The sequence below is a fragment of the Streptomyces sp. NPDC048415 genome (genome assembly GCF_040651675.1).
In the GTDB taxonomy this organism is placed as follows: domain Bacteria; phylum Actinomycetota; class Actinomycetes; order Streptomycetales; family Streptomycetaceae; genus Streptomyces.
Window position 1 is genome coordinate 1 of the sequence record NZ_JBEZKJ010000138.1, and the last position, 17,107, is coordinate 17,107.

At 67.4% G+C, this 17,107-nt stretch carries 16 protein-coding genes and 3 pseudogenes; 8 read left to right on the top strand and 11 right to left on the bottom strand.

Features of this window, described 5'->3' with window-relative positions; all coding sequences use genetic code 11:
- Positions 1-84: 84 nt before the first annotated feature.
- A complete protein-coding gene (locus tag AB0D27_RS42090; protein WP_362520089.1) occupies positions 85-648 on the bottom strand; it encodes a hypothetical protein in 564 nt (187 codons plus the stop codon).
- A 687-nt stretch (positions 649-1,335) separates the two neighbouring features.
- On the opposite strand from AB0D27_RS42090, the gene AB0D27_RS42095 reads away from it, so the two are divergent.
- Both AB0D27_RS42095 and AB0D27_RS42100 read left to right on the top strand, forming a co-directional pair.
- The gene (locus AB0D27_RS42095; protein WP_362520050.1) at positions 1,336-2,163 is read left to right on the top strand and encodes an alpha/beta hydrolase; all 828 of its coding nucleotides are present in this window, start codon (positions 1,336-1,338) and stop codon (positions 2,161-2,163) included.
- Between the two features lie 162 nt (positions 2,164-2,325).
- Positions 2,326-3,114, top strand: a complete 789-nt coding sequence (locus AB0D27_RS42100) for an ATP-binding protein (RefSeq protein WP_362520053.1) — start codon at positions 2,326-2,328, stop codon at positions 3,112-3,114.
- A gap of 18 nt (positions 3,115-3,132) precedes the next feature.
- On the opposite strand, the pseudogene AB0D27_RS42105 reads toward AB0D27_RS42100, so the two are convergent.
- The 4 genes and pseudogenes from AB0D27_RS42105 to AB0D27_RS42120 all read right to left on the bottom strand — a co-directional run.
- Positions 3,133-3,480 (bottom strand): annotated as a pseudogene (locus tag AB0D27_RS42105) (IS5/IS1182 family transposase); the annotation flags it as partial.
- Between the two features lie 7 nt (positions 3,481-3,487).
- The gene (locus tag AB0D27_RS42110; RefSeq protein ID WP_362520055.1) at positions 3,488-4,045 is read right to left on the bottom strand and encodes a YcxB family protein; all 558 of its coding nucleotides are present in this window, start codon (positions 4,043-4,045) and stop codon (positions 3,488-3,490) included.
- Between the two features lie 144 nt (positions 4,046-4,189).
- A complete protein-coding gene (locus AB0D27_RS42115; protein WP_362520057.1) occupies positions 4,190-4,336 on the bottom strand; it encodes a hypothetical protein in 147 nt (48 codons plus the stop codon).
- Between the two features lie 22 nt (positions 4,337-4,358).
- Positions 4,359-4,481, bottom strand: a complete 123-nt coding sequence (locus tag AB0D27_RS42120; RefSeq protein WP_362520060.1) for a hypothetical protein — start codon at positions 4,479-4,481, stop codon at positions 4,359-4,361.
- Positions 4,482-4,903: 422 nt separating this feature from the next.
- Between AB0D27_RS42120 and AB0D27_RS42125 the strand changes: the two genes are divergently transcribed.
- Together AB0D27_RS42125 and AB0D27_RS42130 are read left to right on the top strand one after the other, a co-directional pair.
- Positions 4,904-5,638 (top strand): beta-phosphoglucomutase family hydrolase, encoded by a 735-nt coding sequence (locus AB0D27_RS42125; protein ID WP_362520063.1) that lies wholly within the window; start codon positions 4,904-4,906, stop codon positions 5,636-5,638.
- The gene (locus tag AB0D27_RS42130) at positions 5,635-7,998 is read left to right on the top strand and encodes a glycosyl hydrolase family 65 protein (protein WP_362520066.1); all 2,364 of its coding nucleotides are present in this window, start codon (positions 5,635-5,637) and stop codon (positions 7,996-7,998) included. The genes AB0D27_RS42125 and AB0D27_RS42130 overlap by 4 nt, the downstream gene beginning before the upstream one ends.
- 845 nt (positions 7,999-8,843) lie before the next feature.
- Here AB0D27_RS42130 and AB0D27_RS42135 read toward each other — a convergent pair.
- A complete protein-coding gene (locus AB0D27_RS42135; RefSeq protein ID WP_362520068.1) occupies positions 8,844-9,239 on the bottom strand; it encodes a VOC family protein in 396 nt (131 codons plus the stop codon).
- A 197-nt stretch (positions 9,240-9,436) separates the two neighbouring features.
- Here AB0D27_RS42135 and AB0D27_RS42140 point away from each other — a divergent pair.
- Positions 9,437-10,228, top strand: a pseudogene (locus tag AB0D27_RS42140) (transposase family protein).
- Between the two features lie 45 nt (positions 10,229-10,273).
- On the opposite strand, the gene AB0D27_RS42145 reads toward AB0D27_RS42140, so the two are convergent.
- Positions 10,274-11,062: a non-ribosomal peptide synthetase gene (locus tag AB0D27_RS42145; protein ID WP_362520071.1), complete on the bottom strand. Its 789-nt coding sequence runs from the start codon at positions 11,060-11,062 to the stop codon at positions 10,274-10,276.
- 484 nt (positions 11,063-11,546) lie between these two features.
- Here AB0D27_RS42145 and AB0D27_RS42150 point away from each other — a divergent pair, with 484 nt between their 5' ends.
- Both AB0D27_RS42150 and AB0D27_RS42155 read left to right on the top strand, forming a co-directional pair.
- Complete coding sequence (locus AB0D27_RS42150) at positions 11,547-12,086, top strand: hypothetical protein (RefSeq protein ID WP_362520074.1); 540 nt, start codon at positions 11,547-11,549, stop codon at positions 12,084-12,086.
- Positions 12,087-12,571: 485 nt separating this feature from the next.
- Positions 12,572-12,922, top strand: a complete 351-nt coding sequence (locus AB0D27_RS42155; protein WP_362520076.1) for a DUF4333 domain-containing protein — start codon at positions 12,572-12,574, stop codon at positions 12,920-12,922.
- Positions 12,923-13,094: 172 nt separating this feature from the next.
- Here the strand turns inward: AB0D27_RS42155 and AB0D27_RS42160 are convergent, their stop codons facing one another.
- Both AB0D27_RS42160 and AB0D27_RS42165 read right to left on the bottom strand, forming a co-directional pair.
- Positions 13,095-13,649, bottom strand: a complete 555-nt coding sequence (locus tag AB0D27_RS42160; RefSeq protein ID WP_362520078.1) for a hypothetical protein — start codon at positions 13,647-13,649, stop codon at positions 13,095-13,097.
- 280 nt (positions 13,650-13,929) lie between these two features.
- Positions 13,930-14,829: a hypothetical protein gene (locus tag AB0D27_RS42165; protein WP_362520080.1), complete on the bottom strand. Its 900-nt coding sequence runs from the start codon at positions 14,827-14,829 to the stop codon at positions 13,930-13,932.
- 108 nt (positions 14,830-14,937) lie between these two features.
- On the opposite strand from AB0D27_RS42165, the gene AB0D27_RS42170 reads away from it, so the two are divergent.
- Entirely contained in the window at positions 14,938-15,795 is an 858-nt protein-coding gene (locus tag AB0D27_RS42170) for a hypothetical protein (protein ID WP_362520083.1), read from the top strand.
- A gap of 668 nt (positions 15,796-16,463) precedes the next feature.
- On the opposite strand, the gene AB0D27_RS42175 is transcribed toward AB0D27_RS42170, so the two are convergent.
- Both AB0D27_RS42175 and AB0D27_RS42180 read right to left on the bottom strand, forming a co-directional pair.
- Positions 16,464-16,733: a hypothetical protein gene (locus AB0D27_RS42175; protein WP_362520086.1), complete on the bottom strand. Its 270-nt coding sequence runs from the start codon at positions 16,731-16,733 to the stop codon at positions 16,464-16,466.
- 20 nt (positions 16,734-16,753) lie between these two features.
- Positions 16,754-17,107, bottom strand: a pseudogene (locus AB0D27_RS42180) (hypothetical protein); the annotation flags it as partial.

Genomic DNA, 17,107 nt, shown 5'->3' on the forward strand with positions numbered 1-17,107 from the left:
CGCCGGTCCCACCCCCCCGCCACCCCCCCCCCCCCCCCCGGCCCCCCCCCCGCGCCCCCCCCCGCGACCGCAAGGCATTTCACCTCAGTCCAGGGTGAGCTGTTCGTGCTCGGGCAAGTCGTAGTGGGTGATTCGGCCGGCCAGCGTCTCGTCGAACTCCCTCATCTCCTGGGCGTTGCGCACGAGGACGCGGTGGTACGCCAGCTGCGGTGAAAGGGAGACCAGCTCCGGGCACGGGCGCACGATCCCGTACAGCGCGTGATGCCGACCGCGCGAGTTCACGGGCACCCCGTAAGCGAAGTGGACGGCCATGCCCGGCTTCTCGGGAATCTCCACCCGCAGCTGCTCCTCACGCCAGGCCCGTTCGGCCACCGCGGCGAACAGCTCTTCCATCTGCTTGCGGGACAGCCGGCCCCACCAGGCCGTCGCCGTCTCCAGGGCCTTTCGCTCCTTCTCTTCCTGCACAGCCTGTTCGCGCGCACGGCGGGCCTCCTCCTCAGCCCGCTGCTGGCGCCTCAGGCCGACCTGGTCGAACGCGCGGCGTGCCGGGCCGCTTTCGGCGGCGCAGAACCTTCGGGCCTCGGTACGGCGACGCAGCCGCAGGATGACGATGACGGCCAGCAGTACGGCAACGTTGATCGTCAGCACTTTCCCGGACCTCCCCCACAAGCCACAACCGCCCGCTCGCGGAGCGAAGGGCCCCTCGCACCGACGCTCGTGTCTATCCCGGCCCCGGGAGGCGCCATGCCCCGGTTTTCCATAATTGGCGGCAAAGCGTACCGACCTGGCCAGATCCAGGGGCGTGCCCTGCATGGGAAAGCCCGGCTGGTCGGGGAAGCCAGCCGAGGCGGTCAAGGGCGTGGCGGCTCTGTACGCGACAGGGAGCAGCGATTCGACAGCAGCTTCGGAGGCACTGCAGCGGCGGGTGCTCGCCGGATGTTCACGATGCCGGACAGCAGCGCGGGGCATCCAGGAAACGACGAATGGGGTCCAGCCGTCTGCGACTCGTGACGGGCGGGGACAAAGACGCTGGCTACGGGGACAAGTGGTCTGTGGTGGCCGCGCCGTTGTCGGCGGAACTGCACTCAACCACGACCGCCTCCAGCAGTCGTGAACCGCCCTTGCGGCTGCCGCGAGTCGTGAATGAAGCCAGTGCTACCTCTTGGGTATCGTGGCTAAGAGGACGTACTCATTCCGGTCGCCTTTCGCCGCCTGCCCTCCCCGTCGATTTCTCGCAGGTCCGCTGTTGGTCGGCGGCTCGACCTCAGCTTTCCGACCGGACCCCGGAATCCGGACCAGCGTGGCGTTCTGGATATCTTCGAAAGGAACCGCACCATGCCCTTCGTCACTGCCAAAGACGGTACAGAGATCTTCTACAAGGACTGGGGATCGGGTCAGCCGGTCGTGTTCTCGCACGGCTGGCCATTGACCGCCGACGCGTGGGACCCCCAGCTGAAACTGATGGCGGACAACGGGTTCCGGGCGATCGCCCACGACCGGCGCGGGGGCGGACGCTCCGGTCAGACCTGGGACGGGAACAACCTCGACACGTACGCCGACGACCTGGCATCGCTCATCGAAACGCTCGACCTGCGCGATGCCATCCTGGTCGGACACTCGACCGGCGGCGGCGAGGTCGCACGCTACATCGGCAGGCACGGCTCCGGCCGGGTCGCCAAAGCCGTACTGCTCAGCGCGATCGCGCCGCTGATGCTCAAAACCGAAGCGAACCCCGAAGGACTGCCAATCGAGGTCTTCGAAGAGATCCGAGCGGGCGTCGCAGAGGACCGTTCACAGTTCTACAAGGACCTCAGCGCAGCGTTCTACGGCGCCAACCGCGAGGGTTCGACCGTCACCCAGGGAACCCGCGACGAGTTCTGGCTCTGGTCGATGTCGGTGGGCATCAAGGGCGCCTATGACTGCATCAAGGCGTTCTCCGAGACAGACCTCACCGAGGACTTGAAGAAGTTCGACGTTCCCACCCTGATCGCACACGGCGACGACGACCAGATCGTTCCCATCGTGGCCGCCGGCAACAAGTCTTCGAAGCTGGTCAAGGACGCGACCTTCAAGGTCTACCCGGGCGCCCCACACGGCCTGTCGATGATCCCCAGGTTCGCCGAACAGTTCAACGAGGACCTGCTGGCCTTCGCACGCAGTTAAGCTCCCGCAAGCGCGGGGCGGTGATCCCTGTGCCGGCGGGCCGGCGGGGTCAGCGGCTGCGTCGAGGAAGAAGCGGCGGCAGGCCACCCGACAGAGCCCGGGGCGCGAGCCCGTCCTCGGTTCAGCTCTTCAGGGCCTGCGCGAGCTCCCATTACCGTCCGGGTGGTCGGGCACAGCGAGTCTGCGGAGCTGGTGCGGACGATCCACGGGGCGCCCCTGGAACAGAACACCCCAGTGCAGATGTGCTCTGCGCCGGACAACCCCTCTTTCTCCCCGATCGCGCGGCAGTGCGAGCCCGGCTATGTGTATAGCAGCACGGAGATCACCATCCGCCCGGAGACACTCCTGATGCTGTACACGGACGGAATCGTCAACTCCCCCACCGGCGACCCGGTGGCCGACGCACGCAGCCTTCTCGCTTCAGCCGACAGAGTAGAAGCGCGTTCCCTGCACAAGATTGCGGACTTGCTCGTCACGGGTGCGTCGAAGCACCTCGAGCGCCGACTGGACGACATGGCACCCCTGTTCGCTCTTTACGAGGGAAATCCTCTCGGCTCGGTCCGCAGGGTCGACCGGATGGCCATACGGAGGCACGACATCCAGGGCGTGAGGTCCGTACGGAGGTTCGTTAGAAGTTACCTGCTCAGACGGGACCTGCAGAGACTTGTCGACGACATGGAAGTGATGGCTTCCAAAATCGTCACCAATGCGCTCATTCACGCCGACAGTGATGTCGAGGTGTGGCTACGTGAATACCCCGACCGCATTCATTTCGAGGTCCGTGACACCGATGCCAAGCCTCCAGTGCCGACATCCATCACCGACTCCGACGAGGCGAACGCCGTGGCGGAGCACGGGATGGGGCTGAGCATTGTGGAAATCCTTTCCTCCGCGTGGGGCAATTCTCCCCACGGCCGGGGAAAGACAGTGTGGCTCGACGTCCCCAAATAAGAGCGACCGGCAATTGGATCACTTGAGGCGCCGGGTGGTGGGGCGGCCGTCCCAGCGATAGCGGCTCGTCGCTCGGCGGATCAGCATACGGAGCGTGACGAGAGCGGCGGCGAGGTAGAGGTAGAAGTCCACGACGCTGTCGCTCGTCTCCGTGCAACGCCGGGGCTTGCCGTAGTCGTTCATCCACGAGTGGGTGCGCTCGACCACCCAGCGCTTGCCAGCCTGGATCGGGGCCGGTACGCCCTTGCGCGCGATCTCGGCTGTGAACCCCAACTCGGCTATCAGCGCACGGGACTTTGCGCTGTCGTAGCCGCGGTCGAGGTTGACGTTGACCGTTCCCGGCAGTGCACCGACCTGCTTGTACGCGCGTACGTCAGATGCGTGTGGTGTGCCGGTCCAGGAGGGCCCGCAGCCGGTCGACGTCGTCGGCCGTGCTCAGCCCGTGCTTGGGCAGGACCTCGAGGCACATGATGTTGGGGTCCCGGCTGAGCAGGACGAAGTGGCCGCGCGTCTCCCGGTAGCCCCGGAGAACCGACCACTTCTGGATGAGCGTGCTGTGATCGCTGCTGGTGGTGATCGCGGCCGGGGACACGGTGGTGCGGTACTCGCCCTGCCATCCGACGATCCGCTGCACCTGAGCGGCCTGCAGCCGCGGATAGCCACCCACCACCAGGACGACGAACAGAAACAGAACGGTAGAGACCACGTCGGCACTCCCCCGGTTTATGGTGCCCACCAGCCACTGCCCCACCCACAGTGCGAGGAACACGCTCCGCAGCAGCAGCCCCCACCGCTTGATCCGCTTCCGAACCCGCAGACCGACCAGTGTGTCGGCGGGCTGCGGGCGGTACACCAGCTGCACCGCCGCTTCGTCCACGACATCGGCGGCGACTTCCGCGCTGTTGTTGGTGAATTCGCGGCCCTCAGCCATGGTCCCTCCCCGGTAAGACGACCCGCGGATCCTACCGGCCCCTCAATGCCGGGGCGGACGGCCGCCGTGGCGGGGCAGGCGGCGGTCGAGTATGCCGCGCAGCCGGTCGGTGTCGGCCCGGCCCAGGGCGCGCTTCGGCAGGTGCTAGACAACCACCGAGTACGGGGCCGAGGACAGCAGGACGAATCCGGCAGCGGTCTCCACGTACCCGCCGAAGGGCTGCCAGCCCCGGCGGGTCTCCATGTGCGGGCCCGTGAAGCGCACTGCCTCGTCGGAGTCGGCGACGGTCACGGTCCAGGGCCGAGCGGGGCACTCATCCTGGCGTGCCGCGCGGCCAGGACGCCTGTGCGGGCGGCGAGCCCGAACGGGCCCCGAAGGCGAAGCCCGCGGCGAGGAAGTCGTCGGCGAGCAGCCACACCGCCACCGCGAAGAACATGAAGATCGGCGAGTTCTTCAGCCAGCCCTACGAGGCGCGTCACTGCAGCGTATCTGGTGGTCGTCGACGTGTTGTCGTTCACGGCTCGGTGGAAGTGGAGTCCGGAACGCGGGGCTTCCGAGCGATGCCCGGCGGGCAGCCTGCGCCCCGCGCAGGAGGACCTCGTCGGCCGCGACCGACGGGCAGGCCAACGCCACCATCGCCCGCGAGCTGCGTGTGCACTATGTGGAGGGACTGATGCACCCCGGCAGTCCCAGGGTGCTCGTCTGTTGCACCCGACCGGAACCGGGAGGATCGTAATTCATGGGCACGGGCGCAGCCGGCAAGTTGCCGCACGCCGGACAAGGCCCCCAGCGCAGAGCGGCAAACCATCCCAATGCCCTCTGCCGAGCTGGTCACGTTCTCTGGGGAGGGTGTACTCAATGACCCAGTACGGCCTGCCGGAATCGGTTGAAGCGTGCCTGTTCGATCTGGACGGTGTCATCACGAAGACGGCCGTCATACATGCGGCTGCCTGGAAGCAGACGTTCGACGACTTCCTCCTCCGGCACGACGGATCCGGCTTCACGCCGTTCGACGCCACCCAGGACTATGACGAGTACGTGGACGGAAGGCCGCGCACCGACGGGGTGCGCAGCTTCCTCGCCTCGCGCGGTATCAAGCTCCCCGAGGGCTCCCCGGACGACGAGGGGGATACGGTGCAGGGTCTAGGGAATCGCAAGAACGATCTGTTGCTGGAGAAGATCCGCACGAAAGGTGCCGAATCGTACCCGGGCACCATGCGCTATATCCGGACGGTCCGGCAGCACGGCCTGAAGACAGGCGTTGTGTCCTCCAGCGCGAATTGCCGGGAGATCCTGGTGTCGGTGGGGGCCGAAGCGCTGTTTGACGTTCGCATCGACGGGCTGGTGGCCGCGGAGCGCGGGCTTCCCGGCAAACCGCATCCCGATACGTTCCTGGCCGCCGCCCATGACCTGGGCGTCACAGCCCGGGTGTCGGCTGTTTTCGAGGACGCACTCGCCGGGATGGACGCCGGCCGGTCGGGCCACTTCGGCTATGTCGTAGGGGTCGACCGGGTCGGCCAGGCGGACGCCCTGCGCGCCCACGGCGCTGACATCGTCGTACAGGACCTCGCGGAGCTGGAGCGCCGGGGATGATCACAGACACTTGTTTCGCCGTCGATCCCTGGGCCCTGAAGGAAACGCCTCTCAACTTGGATCTGCTGCCACAGAGCGAATCGGTCTTCGCGCTCTCCAACGGTCATGTCGGCTGGCGCGGAAACCTGGACGAGGGCGAGCCTCACGGGCTGCCCGGCTCCTACCTCAACGGCTTTCACGAGTTGCACCCGTTGCCCTACGCGGAAGGAGGGTACGGCTACCCCGAGTCCGGCCAGACCGCGATCAACGTCACCAACGGCAAAATTCTGCGGTTGCTGGTCGACGACGAGCCCTTCGACCTGCGCTACGGCAGGCTCCGCGCTCACGAGCGTGTGCTGGACCTGCGTGCCGGTCTTCTCCACCGCAGCTGTACGTGGACCTCGCCGGCGGGCCGCACGGTCCGGGTGCGCTCCACTCGGATGGTCTCCTTCACTCAGCGCTCCATCGCCGCCGTCGCCTACGAAGTCGAAGCCGTCGACACCCCAGTGCGCATCGTGGTGCAGTCCGAACTCGTCGCCAACGAACAACTTCCCGCAGTCGCAGGCGATCCCCGCGCCGCTGCGGCCCTGGAGTCACCACTTGATGCGGAAGAGAACCAAGCGCTGGGAAGCCGTCTGAGTCTGATCCACTGCACGCGCAACAGCAAGCTGCGGGTCGCGGCCGCAGCCGACCACACCGTGCGGGGGCCCGTGCAGACGCAGACCAGTGTCGAGAGCAACGACGATGTCGCGCGCCTGACGGTCACATCGCTGCTGACCCCCGGCCAGAAGCTGAGGATCAACAAGCTGGTCGCCTACGGCTGGTCACGCATCCGTTCCTTGCCCGCCGTACGGGACCAGGTGGAAGCCGCGCTCGCAGCAGCCGGCAGCACCGGCTGGCAAGGACTGGTGGACGAGCAGCGGCACTACCTGGACGAGTTCTGGGCACGCTCCGATGTCGAAATTGACGGAGACGAGGAAATCCAGCAAGCCGTGCGGTTCGCGCTGTTCCACGTGCTGCAAGCCGGCGCACGCGCCGAGCAGCGGGCCATCCCCGCCAAGGGGCTGACCGGCACCGGCTACGACGGCCACTCATTCTGGGACACCGAGACCTTCGTCCTGCCGCTGCTCACCTATACCTCGCCCGGAGCCGTCGCCGAGGCGCTGCGCTGGCGGCAAAGCACCCTGCCAGCGGCCCGGGACCGGGCGCGGCAGCTCGGGCTGCGCGGAGCAGCATTCCCATGGCGGACTATCGACGGCTCGGAGTGCACCGCCTACTGGCCGGCCGGCACTGCCGCGTTCCATGTCAACGCCGATATCGCGGACGCCGTCATCCGCTACGTCTCCGCCACCGGCGACCAGGATTTCGAGCAGAGCAGTGGGGTGCAGCTCCTCGTGGAGACGGCCCGGCTGTGGATGTCGCTGGGCCATCACGACCACCGCGGCACCTTCCACATCGACGGCGTAACCGGTCCGGACGAGTACAGCGCGGTCACCGACGACAACGCCTACACCAACCTCATGGCCGCCAAGAACCTGCGCGGAGCGGCCGACAGCGCCGAACGCCACCCCCACCAGGCGGCGGCTCTTGGCGTGGATGACGAGGAGACAGCAGCCTGGCGCGACGCCGCGGAAGCCATGCACCTGCCCTACAACGACGAACTGCAGGTGCACGAGCAGCATGCGGGGTTCACCCGCCACCAGCCGTGGGATTTCGCCGCCACCCGGCCCGACCAGTACCCCTTGCTGCTGCACTTCCCCTACTTTGACATCTACCGCAAGCAGGTGGTGAAGCAGGCGGACCTGGTACTGGCCATGTACACGTGCGACCAGTCTTTCGACGCCGAGCAAAAGGCCCGCAATTTCGCCTACTACGAACCGCTGACGGTCCGCGACTCGTCACTGTCCGCATGCTGCCAAGCGGTCATAGCGGCGGAGGTCTGCCATGAACACCTGGCCTACGACTATGTCGTAGAAGCGGCACTGATGGACCTGAATGACCTGGAGAACAACACTCGGGACGGGCTGCACATCGCCTCACTGGCCGGAACGTGGATGGCCCTGGTATGCGGCTTCGGAGGCATGCGCCACACCGGCGACACGCTATCGTTCACGCCCCGACTACCCGAGAATCTCAGCCGGCTCACCTTCCACATGGGGATCTGGGGCCGCCGCCTGCGCGTCGAGATCAAGACAGGGACCGTCACCTACACCCTGCTGGCCGGCACAACGATGACAGTCCGACACCACGGCGAAGCACTCACCCTCACCGTCGGCTCCCCTGCGAGCCGCCCCGTCCCCGACTCAACCGTGCGCCCAACCCCCGAACAGCCGCAGGGCCGCCGCCCCGGTCACCCCCGGCAGCAACGCGGAGGGCAGTGACAGTCGGGCGCCGACACACAGCCAAACGACTCCTCGAACTCACTGCGCAGGACGCGATCTCGGAGTAGAAGTTTGGCCTAGGTCGTCGGGCTGATCTACGTCGTCGCCCAGGTGATCCCGTCCGCTCCCCTTGGGTCCTCCTGACCTACCTGCCCGAACGCTTCCCGGCGTCCGGCCGCGCCAGCGGCTACAGCATCGGGTACATGTTCGGCCTGATCCTGCCCGGCCTCTACACCTTCTGGCTGCTCTGGCTGAGCCACCTGATGCCGTACCGGTTCACGCCGATCGTGCTCATCGTCTTCGGCGGACTGCTGATGTTCCTGGCGGTGCGGCGGGGCCCGGAGACCAATCGCAAAGCCGCCGCCGAGTCGCCGGCCCCGGTCCTGGAGGTGACCGGATCATCCTTGCCGACGACGAGAAGGCGATGCGGGACGGCGCCGAAGGACCGGCCGTCGCCGCGGCCATCTAGGGGTCCCGGAGTCGCTCGGAAGGCTTGCTACCGACAACGGTCGGCTGGCCGACGGCAGCGCCCTGATCTGCTGCTCGCGGCCTCCTGCGGCCGTCGTCGCGGACCTGCGACCGCTAGGGCGAACACCTGGTTAGTCCTGGAGGGCGGCGAAGAGAAGATTCAGTGGACCAGGCATACGGCAATTGCCCCAAATACATCCAGAGCCGCGAACCGCAGGAGGCAGCACCTGCGCCCAGGAAGCCCCAAGTGTCGGAGGGCAGCGACTGCTCCCGGAGCAGCGCCGGATGATTGATACCGCGGACACGTTCTTCATTGAGGTCTTCTCGGCAATGTGACGGTTGCGGTGTGTGACGGGGTGCGGGTGCCCGCTCGCGGCCTAGTTCTGCGGTGCCAAGGTGCGTAGGACGTCGAACTCGTTGCCCTCGGGGTCTGCCATGACCACCCAGTTTCGGTCTGAGCCCTGGCCCACATCCGTCTTGGTGGCGCCGAGGTCGAGCAGTCTGGTCACCTCGTCCTCGGTGCTGCCGTCGATCGGGCTGACGTCGAGGTGAAGCCGGTTCTTCACGGTCTTGCCCTCGGGTACCTGGATGAACAGCAGGGTGGGCGGCATCTGGCGGGCCCGAACATCCTCGACGGTCGGCACCCAGGAGCCGATCTCGACCTTGCCCTCGCTCCGGTCGATCACCTTGAAGTCCAGGGCCTCGCACCAGAAGGCCGCGAGCCTCTCCGGATCGTGGCAGTCAACGGCTAACTCGGTGAACCTACTTGTCATGACTCTCCCAGATAGTGCGGACGGGGCTCAGAGTATTGGCTGGGCCGCCCGTCCGGCAGATCCGCGATCTTCCTGACTGACTAGGGCTCTGCCATCAGACGGGCTTGACCCGGCATCAGATACGCGAGAAGCCCCTGGTAGGAACAGGTCTGCGAAGATCACGTTCCGGAACCCAGAGGCTTCACGCGTTGACCAGTATCACCTCCACCGCAACACTCGACGTCGGCAGGGAAACCGCTGAGACTCTCGCCCGGCTCTTGCGCGAGCACCGCGAACGGCTCGGTACCCGCAAGGGAACCCGCGCTCTGGCGTCTTCAAGCAGGGTGTCCTGGTGCTGCGGTGGTTCGTCGACGGGACCCGGCTGGCCCAACTCGCCCGGGACAACGGGGTTTCGGTACCCACCGCGTACCGCTACTTGCACGAGGGGCTGACCGTGCTCGCCGACCACGCCCCGGATCTGTCCACCGCGCTGGAACGGGCGGCGGCCGCCGGCCACACCCATCTCAACCTGGACGGCACCGTCATCCGTACCGACCGCGTCGCCGCCCCCGGCCCCAACGGCGCCGATCTCTGGTGGTCCGGGAAGCAAAAGCACCACGGCGGCAATGTCCAGGTCATCTCCGCCCCCGACGGCTGGCCGATCTGGCTCTCCCCGGTCCGCCCCGGCCGCGAGCATGACACCACCTGCGCCCGCACCCACGGCCTGGTCGACGCCCTCAACCGGCTCGCCTCCACCCTGGACATTCCCACCCTGACCGACCTCGGCTACGAGAACGCCGGCGACGGCTTCCGCCACCGGTCAAGAAGCCCAAAGGCGGCGAACTCGACGACGCCCAGCAGGCGTCCATGCGGTCGCCGAGCGGGCCAACGCCCTGCTCAAGGTCACCTTCAGGGCCCTCCGCCGGGTCAGCCTCGACCCCAGCGGCATCACTCGGATCGCCCGAGCCGCCCTCGTCCTGCTCCAGCTGGAGCACGGCCGCACCACCTGAACCAAGATCACGAACCGTCACGAGACGTTACCGAGATGGGGCCGGCTAGTGCATCAGCTCGGAGTGGGGGTGCTCTGGCGCTGCCGGACAGACGTAGAGCTGCTGGTCGTAGCCGCTGCCGATCTGGACGGCGGTCGGTTGCCTTGGAACAGGGTTGGTGCCGAGGGGCGCGACGCGGGCATCGCGGGGGACGCGACCGCGGTCGTGCACCTCAATGCCTTGGGCGCGGAAGAAGTCGATCACGGCCTGACCCTCCGGCCCAGTGTGGCTGGAGGACGGACTGGTGTGTTCTCGGTCTTCGCAAACTTCGTTCGGGAGCCAGCTGCTGTCGTCGTCGCCCTCGAACGTGGCGATGGTCAGTAGGGCATCCATGTCGCTGCCGCAGGCAGGGCAGAGCCGGGGGGTGGGGTCGGTGGCGCCCCAGCGAGGCCAGCCGCCGACTTTCCAGCCGGGTGCGCCGGCCAACTCACGGTCGTAGAACTCCTCCGGGGACGACGCGTAGTCGTCCACATCCGTGACGGCTGCCTGCCATTCGCTCCAGGTCCCGAGCTGCTCCTGGAATTCCTTGCTCAACTCCAGGTGATCGGGGTATTCGGTGACCTGCTCTGGGTTGAGCAGACACGGCTCGGGCAGGTAGTTGTCGAACTGCATCGCGGGCGGTTCGGGGGGCGTGGTGAGGATGTCGGTGAGCGTGGCTGCCGACCGCCAGAACAGCGCGGTCCTGGGCATGATCGGGTGATCGAAGGGGCACCACAGGACTTGGAGCAGGTCTGCTCCTTCAGGCGCGTGCAGATCGGGCACGTCCCGCAGGTACAACTGTGCGACCGGCAGCATCGCTATGGACCCCTCATACGGTGCGATGGCCACCCTCAGCGGAAACTTCCGAGGAGGGCGGATTCGCTCCAGGGCCTCTCGCTCCTGCGGGGTCAGGCCCCTGCCGCGCGAGGCGGCACGGATCTGCCGTTCCAACCTCACGTCCGCTGGGGACAGAGCCTCGTTCATTCCGTCCACCACATGAGGTCCGTCGCAGTGCGGCCACGGCTCGTCGGCGGGCCATAGCAGCGGTCCGCCGATGGAACTGTCCTGCGGTGACGGAGACCCGGGGCGGGGGTGCAACCGAGTCGCCGTGCGCGCCAGCGGCGCCAGCTGAGGGAAGACCGCGATGACGTCGAACGGCCGCGGTGGAGTGGTCGGAGTGCTGTTCATAGCCGCGATCTTGCCAACTCACTCTGACAACGCTCGCAGCCACCTCGGAGCAACCTCTCCCCAGGCGAAACCTTGCAGGTCGACCTGCACCTCTGAGTTACTCGGGCGCCCGGTGCCGCTGGCGGAGGACCTGGTCGTCGTTCCGCTCTTCGCCCGCACTTTCCGCGGCGGCAGCCGGGGACAGCCGTTCGTCTTCGCCCTCGTCAACGACCAGGGCGAGATGACGGGACGTCTGCACGGCATGCACGAGTGGCGGGACAGCCCCTTCACCGGCTTCTGCTTCACCGTGGCAGCCGACCCCCACCGTCACCGCGCCTTCCACCTCAACCGCTACGGCCTGTTCGCGTGGAACGTCGGCGGGCAGCTGCGCGCCCGCCTCGACACCGAAGCGAAGGCCTTCAAGCCGCTGACCCACTTCACCCTCACGGCCTGCTCCCCGGACGGCCACCTGCTGCTCGTCCACAACAAGCAGCACCTGGTGCTGCGCGTGCCCGCCCCGGACGACCTCGGCGACCTCGCATCGGTCGTGGAGACGGCGCTGCGCACCTACGCCAAGCAGCGCACCGCGCTGAAGAAGAAGTGGGCGCCGGTGAACTGGCACTGGGTCAATTCCCCACCCAGAACGTCGCGTAATGGGCCAGGGGGACGCTGACGCCGTGACCGTCGAGGACCTGGGGACGGTGACCGCGCGTCGAGATCCCCAGGGCGCCAGAGGTTCCCAGGCCGCCCGATAGCCAGACCGTCGTTCAGGCTGGTCAGGGCTGTCCAGGGCGGCCGCAAGCCCAGCGCGGAGCGCCGCCGAAGGCGCCCTCGACCGACCGGAGCAGCCGCACACTCAGTCGTCGGGCGGCCCGTCACGGCCTCAGCCCACCTTGGTCGGAGCACATGATCAGACGAAGGCCGCCCCCCACGTCCGGCGAACCCTCAGGTGAGCGACCCAGTTCGAGACACCATTCGATGCCGGAAGACAACAAACAAGAAGCGGCGTCCGCCCCACTCCTCGTCCTGCGGGGGTGCACAAGCTCCTCTCCGGCCGCGCAGGCAGTGGTGCGGGAGCACTCCGCAGAGACTGAGAGGCAACTTCACGTCACCACAGGGGGGTTGTATGAGCACGGACAGCCGGATAGGACTGTCCGCGTGACTGATCAACGCAGCTTCGCCCGTACCGTCATCGCGCTCTCCCTGGCCGTGATCGCCTGTTGTGCGCTCACTTTCACCATCATGCTGCTGGCCGGGAGTCCCGCCGTGCAGCCGCAGCGCGTCCTGGATCAGGACGCGCTGGCGCGGGCGGTGCTCAACAACGTCAAATCCGCCGACTTCGCCAAGCCCCCGACCATCGACGATGTCAGCTGCCCCGCTTCCATCCCCGTCGAGGCGGGCCGGGAGTTCGAGTGCAACGTCGTCGGCGTCGGCGACGGCAACAGCAGCGGCCACGCCTGGGTCAAGGTGAAGATCAAGGACGATCAGGGCGACCTGTCACTGGGCTGAGGAACGGCAGAGCGAGCGGGACGGCAGCCGTGACATCGGGGCCGTCCCGGCCCCTGCTGGCGACAGTAGTGGACCACCTATAGCCCCAGGCCAGGGGCAAGACCGTCAAACGCCCCGAGACTCTCAAGGCCATCGGCAAACCCGGAAGATCTTGGTAGATAAAAAAACAAGCTTAGATCGAGGAGCCCCGGTTGCGGTTGGCGAAGGGGAGCGCTCCGTGAAGCGCGGTGAACTCCGCGATCAGCTCCGCCTCGGCTTGGCCGGCGGGCGGATCGGCCACGGTGCGCCAGGCGACCAGGAGCGTGTCGGAGTCGGCGAGCTGCCAGATGTACTCGCCGCCGCTGTGCCCGGCGTTGCGCCCCTGGCCCTGGCGGCGGTAGGCGTTGAGCCGCTTGCTCAGCCCTTGGCGGCCAGCGGCCTTGCCGACGTACACCACTGTGGCGCCGGGCACCCAGGCGCTGTTGAGGGCGGCGGTCGTCGTGGTGGGGTCGTGGCCCTTGCGGTGGCCGGCGGGGCTGCGTGTGAGGAAGACCGGGGGTGAGGCGGAGGGACGCAGCACGACGTAGATGCCCTTCCCGGCGGGGACGGTGCTGTGGGGGAGATCGGCGAACGGCACGAAGCCGTCAAAGCCGCGCTCGGCCAGCGTCGCGCGCGTCAGGGGGCGGGCGGGTCGGCCCGTTGAGGCCCCCGCGGTGCCGTTCGCGGCAGGTTCGGGCTCGGGCCTCATCGTGCGTCTACCTCCGGGGTGGAGCGGCCGGCCCGCGGCTCGCGGAGGTCGGGGATGTGGTTGTAGAGCGTGCCAGGGCCGACCCGAGGAGCTTGCCGATCGAGGTGATCGAGTGCTCGGGCTTGGGCTTGGGCAGCAGGTCTCGTGCAGCGCGGAGAATGTCGGTGTTGACGACGGTGGGCTGGCCGCCGACCCGTCTGCGGGCGGCGGCCCGGCCCTTGCGAGGGGCCGGAGATGATCGATTAGGCGAGTCCACCAGACCAAGGCCGGGGTACCGAACTCACGACTCGGTTTCCCTCGCCTGCAAACTGGCCTCGGCATCGGCGACGACCCGCCCCGATTCCTCGGTCATCCGTCCGTCCGCGTCGATGATCGGACAGTTCATGACCATGACGGCGAGGCCGTCGAGATCGACCATCGCCGCCACCTCGGCGCGCTGACGGGAGTCGTACTGGGTGAAGTCGTCGCACGCTTCGACCAGCGTGGTGAATGACGGGAGCCGTCTCACCAGCTCGGACCGGAGGTCCTGCAGGACGCGCTGCATGTCCTTGCTGCGCTCATGCAGCGCGGGCGCCTCGTCCTGCCTCATCTTCGTCTTCGTCTCACGCCGATCCAGGTCTCGTGTCTTCTTCTGCCGGCTGTCTTCGAGCGCCTGGATCTGCCACTTCGCGATGACTTTTTGCGTGAGGTTGGCCGAATCTGTTTCGATCTTGTCCAGCATCCTTTTCCCGGCCGCCCTCCCGCCTCCGCCCGCGGCAATAGGCCCGCGGCCAAACCACGCTTCCACGGCGTTGCGGGCCGCCGCCCCGTGCAGCGTCTTGATCGCCCTGCCGGTGGAGGCGGAGCAGAAGGTTTGCACCGCGCGATAGGGGCCTGCCTTGGCAGCGTGACCAACGACGAGCGGGACGGCTACCAGGAGCGCGCCGCCTGCCAGCACGCGGACGGCGGGCGGCACGGCAATCTTGCGCGGCCGCCGAGGCTCGATGCCCACCTCGTCGCCGACGGTTGGCATCTCGACCGCGGCCAGCTCGACCAGATCGACGTGCTTGAGACGCTGATAGACGTCACGGAAGGGGACGAGGGCCTCGTCGTAGAGCGTCTGCCGTGCCTGAGGCGCGTGCGGCGTCGAGGCGGGTGAAGCGTTCGAAAATTCATCGTCGGCCTTCGGACGGGATACCACGGACGGGTGCATAGCCCATCTGCGCCGCGAGCACGGCGCGCAGCAGCAGGACGATGAGTCGGTCACCACCGAAAGAGGTGGGACGCCTGGCCCATCGAAGGAGACCGAATGAAGCGTCTGCTGACTGCGTTGGGGGCGTTGCTTGTGCTGGTGGTCGGCGAGATGACCGCGCCGACGGCACAGGCGGATGCGGCTGTCTTCCCGCTGTCCGGCTACGAGGTGGTCAGCGCCACCGTGCCGGTGGCTGCGGGAGCCACCGGAGCTACGGGGGTGGACTGCCCCGAGGGCAAGAGGCCGGTCGGTGGCGGAGTCCATACGGGGAACGACGACATGAGGCTGATCGAGTCGTTCCCCTTGGGAGGGGCCGGCGACGTGACCGGCTGGCTGGGAGCTGTGTTCAACGGCGGCACCGACTCCGTGTTGGACGTGTACGCGGTCTGCGCGCGCGTCAGCCCTGAGGCGGACTATGAGGCGGTCGGAGTCACCAACGTGCCGGTGGCTGTCGGAACCACGGGAAGCGCGGCCATGCGCTGTCCCGCGGGCAAGAGGCCACTCGGCGGCGGGGTATATACCGGCGACGACGACATGAGGGTGGTCGAATCGTTCCCCACGAGCTCGCGCCGTTGGGCGGGAGCCGTGTTCAACGGCAGCGGCTTTGAGTCGGTCATGGACGTGTACGTGATCTGCGCGCGCGTCAGCCCTGGGGAAGGCTATGAGGTGGCCGGGGTCGGCAACGTGCCGGTGGCCGTCGGAACCACCGCGAGCGCGGCCGTGGACTGTCCCGCGGGCAAGAGGCCGCTCGGCGGCGGAGTCAGCGCGGGCAGCGACGACCTGAGGTTGGTCGAGACGTTCCCCCTGGGAGCGCCCCTTTCCCCGACCGGCTGGACGGGCACCGTATTCAACGGCGGCGACGCTTCGACCACCTTCGACGTGTACGCGGTCTGCGCGCCCGTCCCCACGGAGTGAGCCCGTTCCCTGATCCCTCAACCATCTGCCGCGACAAGGGCCTTGTCGCGGCGGATGGTTTTGCGCATGTCGATGCGAGGTGTCCGGCGTCTGTTCGGGGCGCCGGGCGGTCGGCCGGGGCCGGGGCGGCGGGGTTTCGGTGCTCACCGTTCAACCCACGGCTGGGAGACGTTGCCTCCCGGCCGCAACGGCAACACTGGGCAGCCTCCCCGCCTCACTCAGCTTGTCGTTTGACTGCTGGCTCAGTCGTCTCTGTTGGCCGGAGGAAGCTGTTCCCTGATGAGCACTGGATCTTCAAGATTCAGCGGGGTCGCGACCGTATCTTTGCGCATGGCTTGTCGCAGCTGCCACAGCGCGGACGCGTAGCGGGCATACGCCTCTCGGTAGGTTTCCGCTTCGGTGGTTCCACCCGATCCGATGAGGTCACGGATGGTTAGTAGCTGTTGTCGTTCCGATCTTGAGGGGTGTGTGTCGAAGGGGAGTCTCGATCGGGTGATCGCAGCTGGTCGCGGGCATGAAGGCAGGGCCTCTTGGTAGCTCGGGGTTGCGAAGCCAACCGAGATCCAGGAGGCCCTGTTGCCGCAGTTGTACGTGCTCGCGCCGGTGGAGTTCAACTCGGCTGCACCGACGTGTGATTGTGTCGCTCACCGGTTCGGAAACGCGGCCGATCACCCGGAACGTGTTCGGCGGTATCCCTCGGACATGACGGACGCGGAGTGGGCCCAGGTCCGGCCGCTGCTGCCGGTGCCCGGCTGGTTGCGTGGCCGATGAGCGCCCTCCACGGCCCCGGCCTCGATCACCGCCAGGAGGTGCTGCACCTCCTCCGGCCTTGCGCCCGCGGCTTCCAGGAGATCGGACACACGACGCCGTGCGCCCGCGGCTGCCTCCGCGTGCACGGTGATCAGCGGTAACGTAGGCCGTTCAGGATTGGTGCTCATGCACGGTTCCCTTCTGGGTGTTATCTGAGTTCAACGGAGTAGCTGCCTCCGTCGAACTCCCATCCGTCGGTGCCCTCACCGATGTCCGCCACGATGACGTCGTCGGTGAAGTGGTCCTCGAACTCGTCGTCGGTGAGGTCGCCGGCCAACCAGAGGTTCTCGATCGCGTCCCAGTCACCTCGGCTCCCGTCGATCCGCAGGGGCGCGGCATCGCGTGTTCCGCGCTGGCGCCGGTCGGTACCGGTGGTGACCCAGCCGCTGATCTCGTACTGGCCGTCCTTGACGTGGTCGGGGATCCGGTCGGCGGGGACGATGGCGACGTTTTCGTAGGCGGTGTGGATGAGGTCGCGGTAGCTGCGGCGGACGTTGTACTC

Coding starts and splice junctions, on each gene's coding strand:
- AB0D27_RS42095 (WP_362520050.1), top strand. CDS start 1,336: ATGCCCTTCGTCACTGCCAAAGACGGTACAGAGATCTTCTACAAGGAC.
- AB0D27_RS42110 (WP_362520055.1), bottom strand. CDS start 4,045: ATGGCTGAGGGCCGCGAATTCACCAACAACAGCGCGGAAGTCGCCGCC.
- AB0D27_RS42120 (WP_362520060.1), bottom strand. CDS start 4,481: ATGTTCTTCGCGGTGGCGGTGTGGCTGCTCGCCGACGACTTCCTCGCC.
- AB0D27_RS42125 (WP_362520063.1), top strand. CDS start 4,904: ATGACCCAGTACGGCCTGCCGGAATCGGTTGAAGCGTGCCTGTTCGAT.
- AB0D27_RS42130 (WP_362520066.1), top strand. CDS start 5,635: ATGATCACAGACACTTGTTTCGCCGTCGATCCCTGGGCCCTGAAGGAA.
- AB0D27_RS42135 (WP_362520068.1), bottom strand. CDS start 9,239: ATGACAAGTAGGTTCACCGAGTTAGCCGTTGACTGCCACGATCCGGAG.
- AB0D27_RS42145 (WP_362520071.1), bottom strand. CDS start 11,062: ATGCTGCCGGTCGCACAGTTGTACCTGCGGGACGTGCCCGATCTGCAC.
- AB0D27_RS42160 (WP_362520078.1), bottom strand. CDS start 13,649: ATGAGGCCCGAGCCCGAACCTGCCGCGAACGGCACCGCGGGGGCCTCA.
- AB0D27_RS42170 (WP_362520083.1), top strand. CDS start 14,938: ATGAAGCGTCTGCTGACTGCGTTGGGGGCGTTGCTTGTGCTGGTGGTC.
- AB0D27_RS42175 (WP_362520086.1), bottom strand. CDS start 16,733: ATGAGCACCAATCCTGAACGGCCTACGTTACCGCTGATCACCGTGCAC.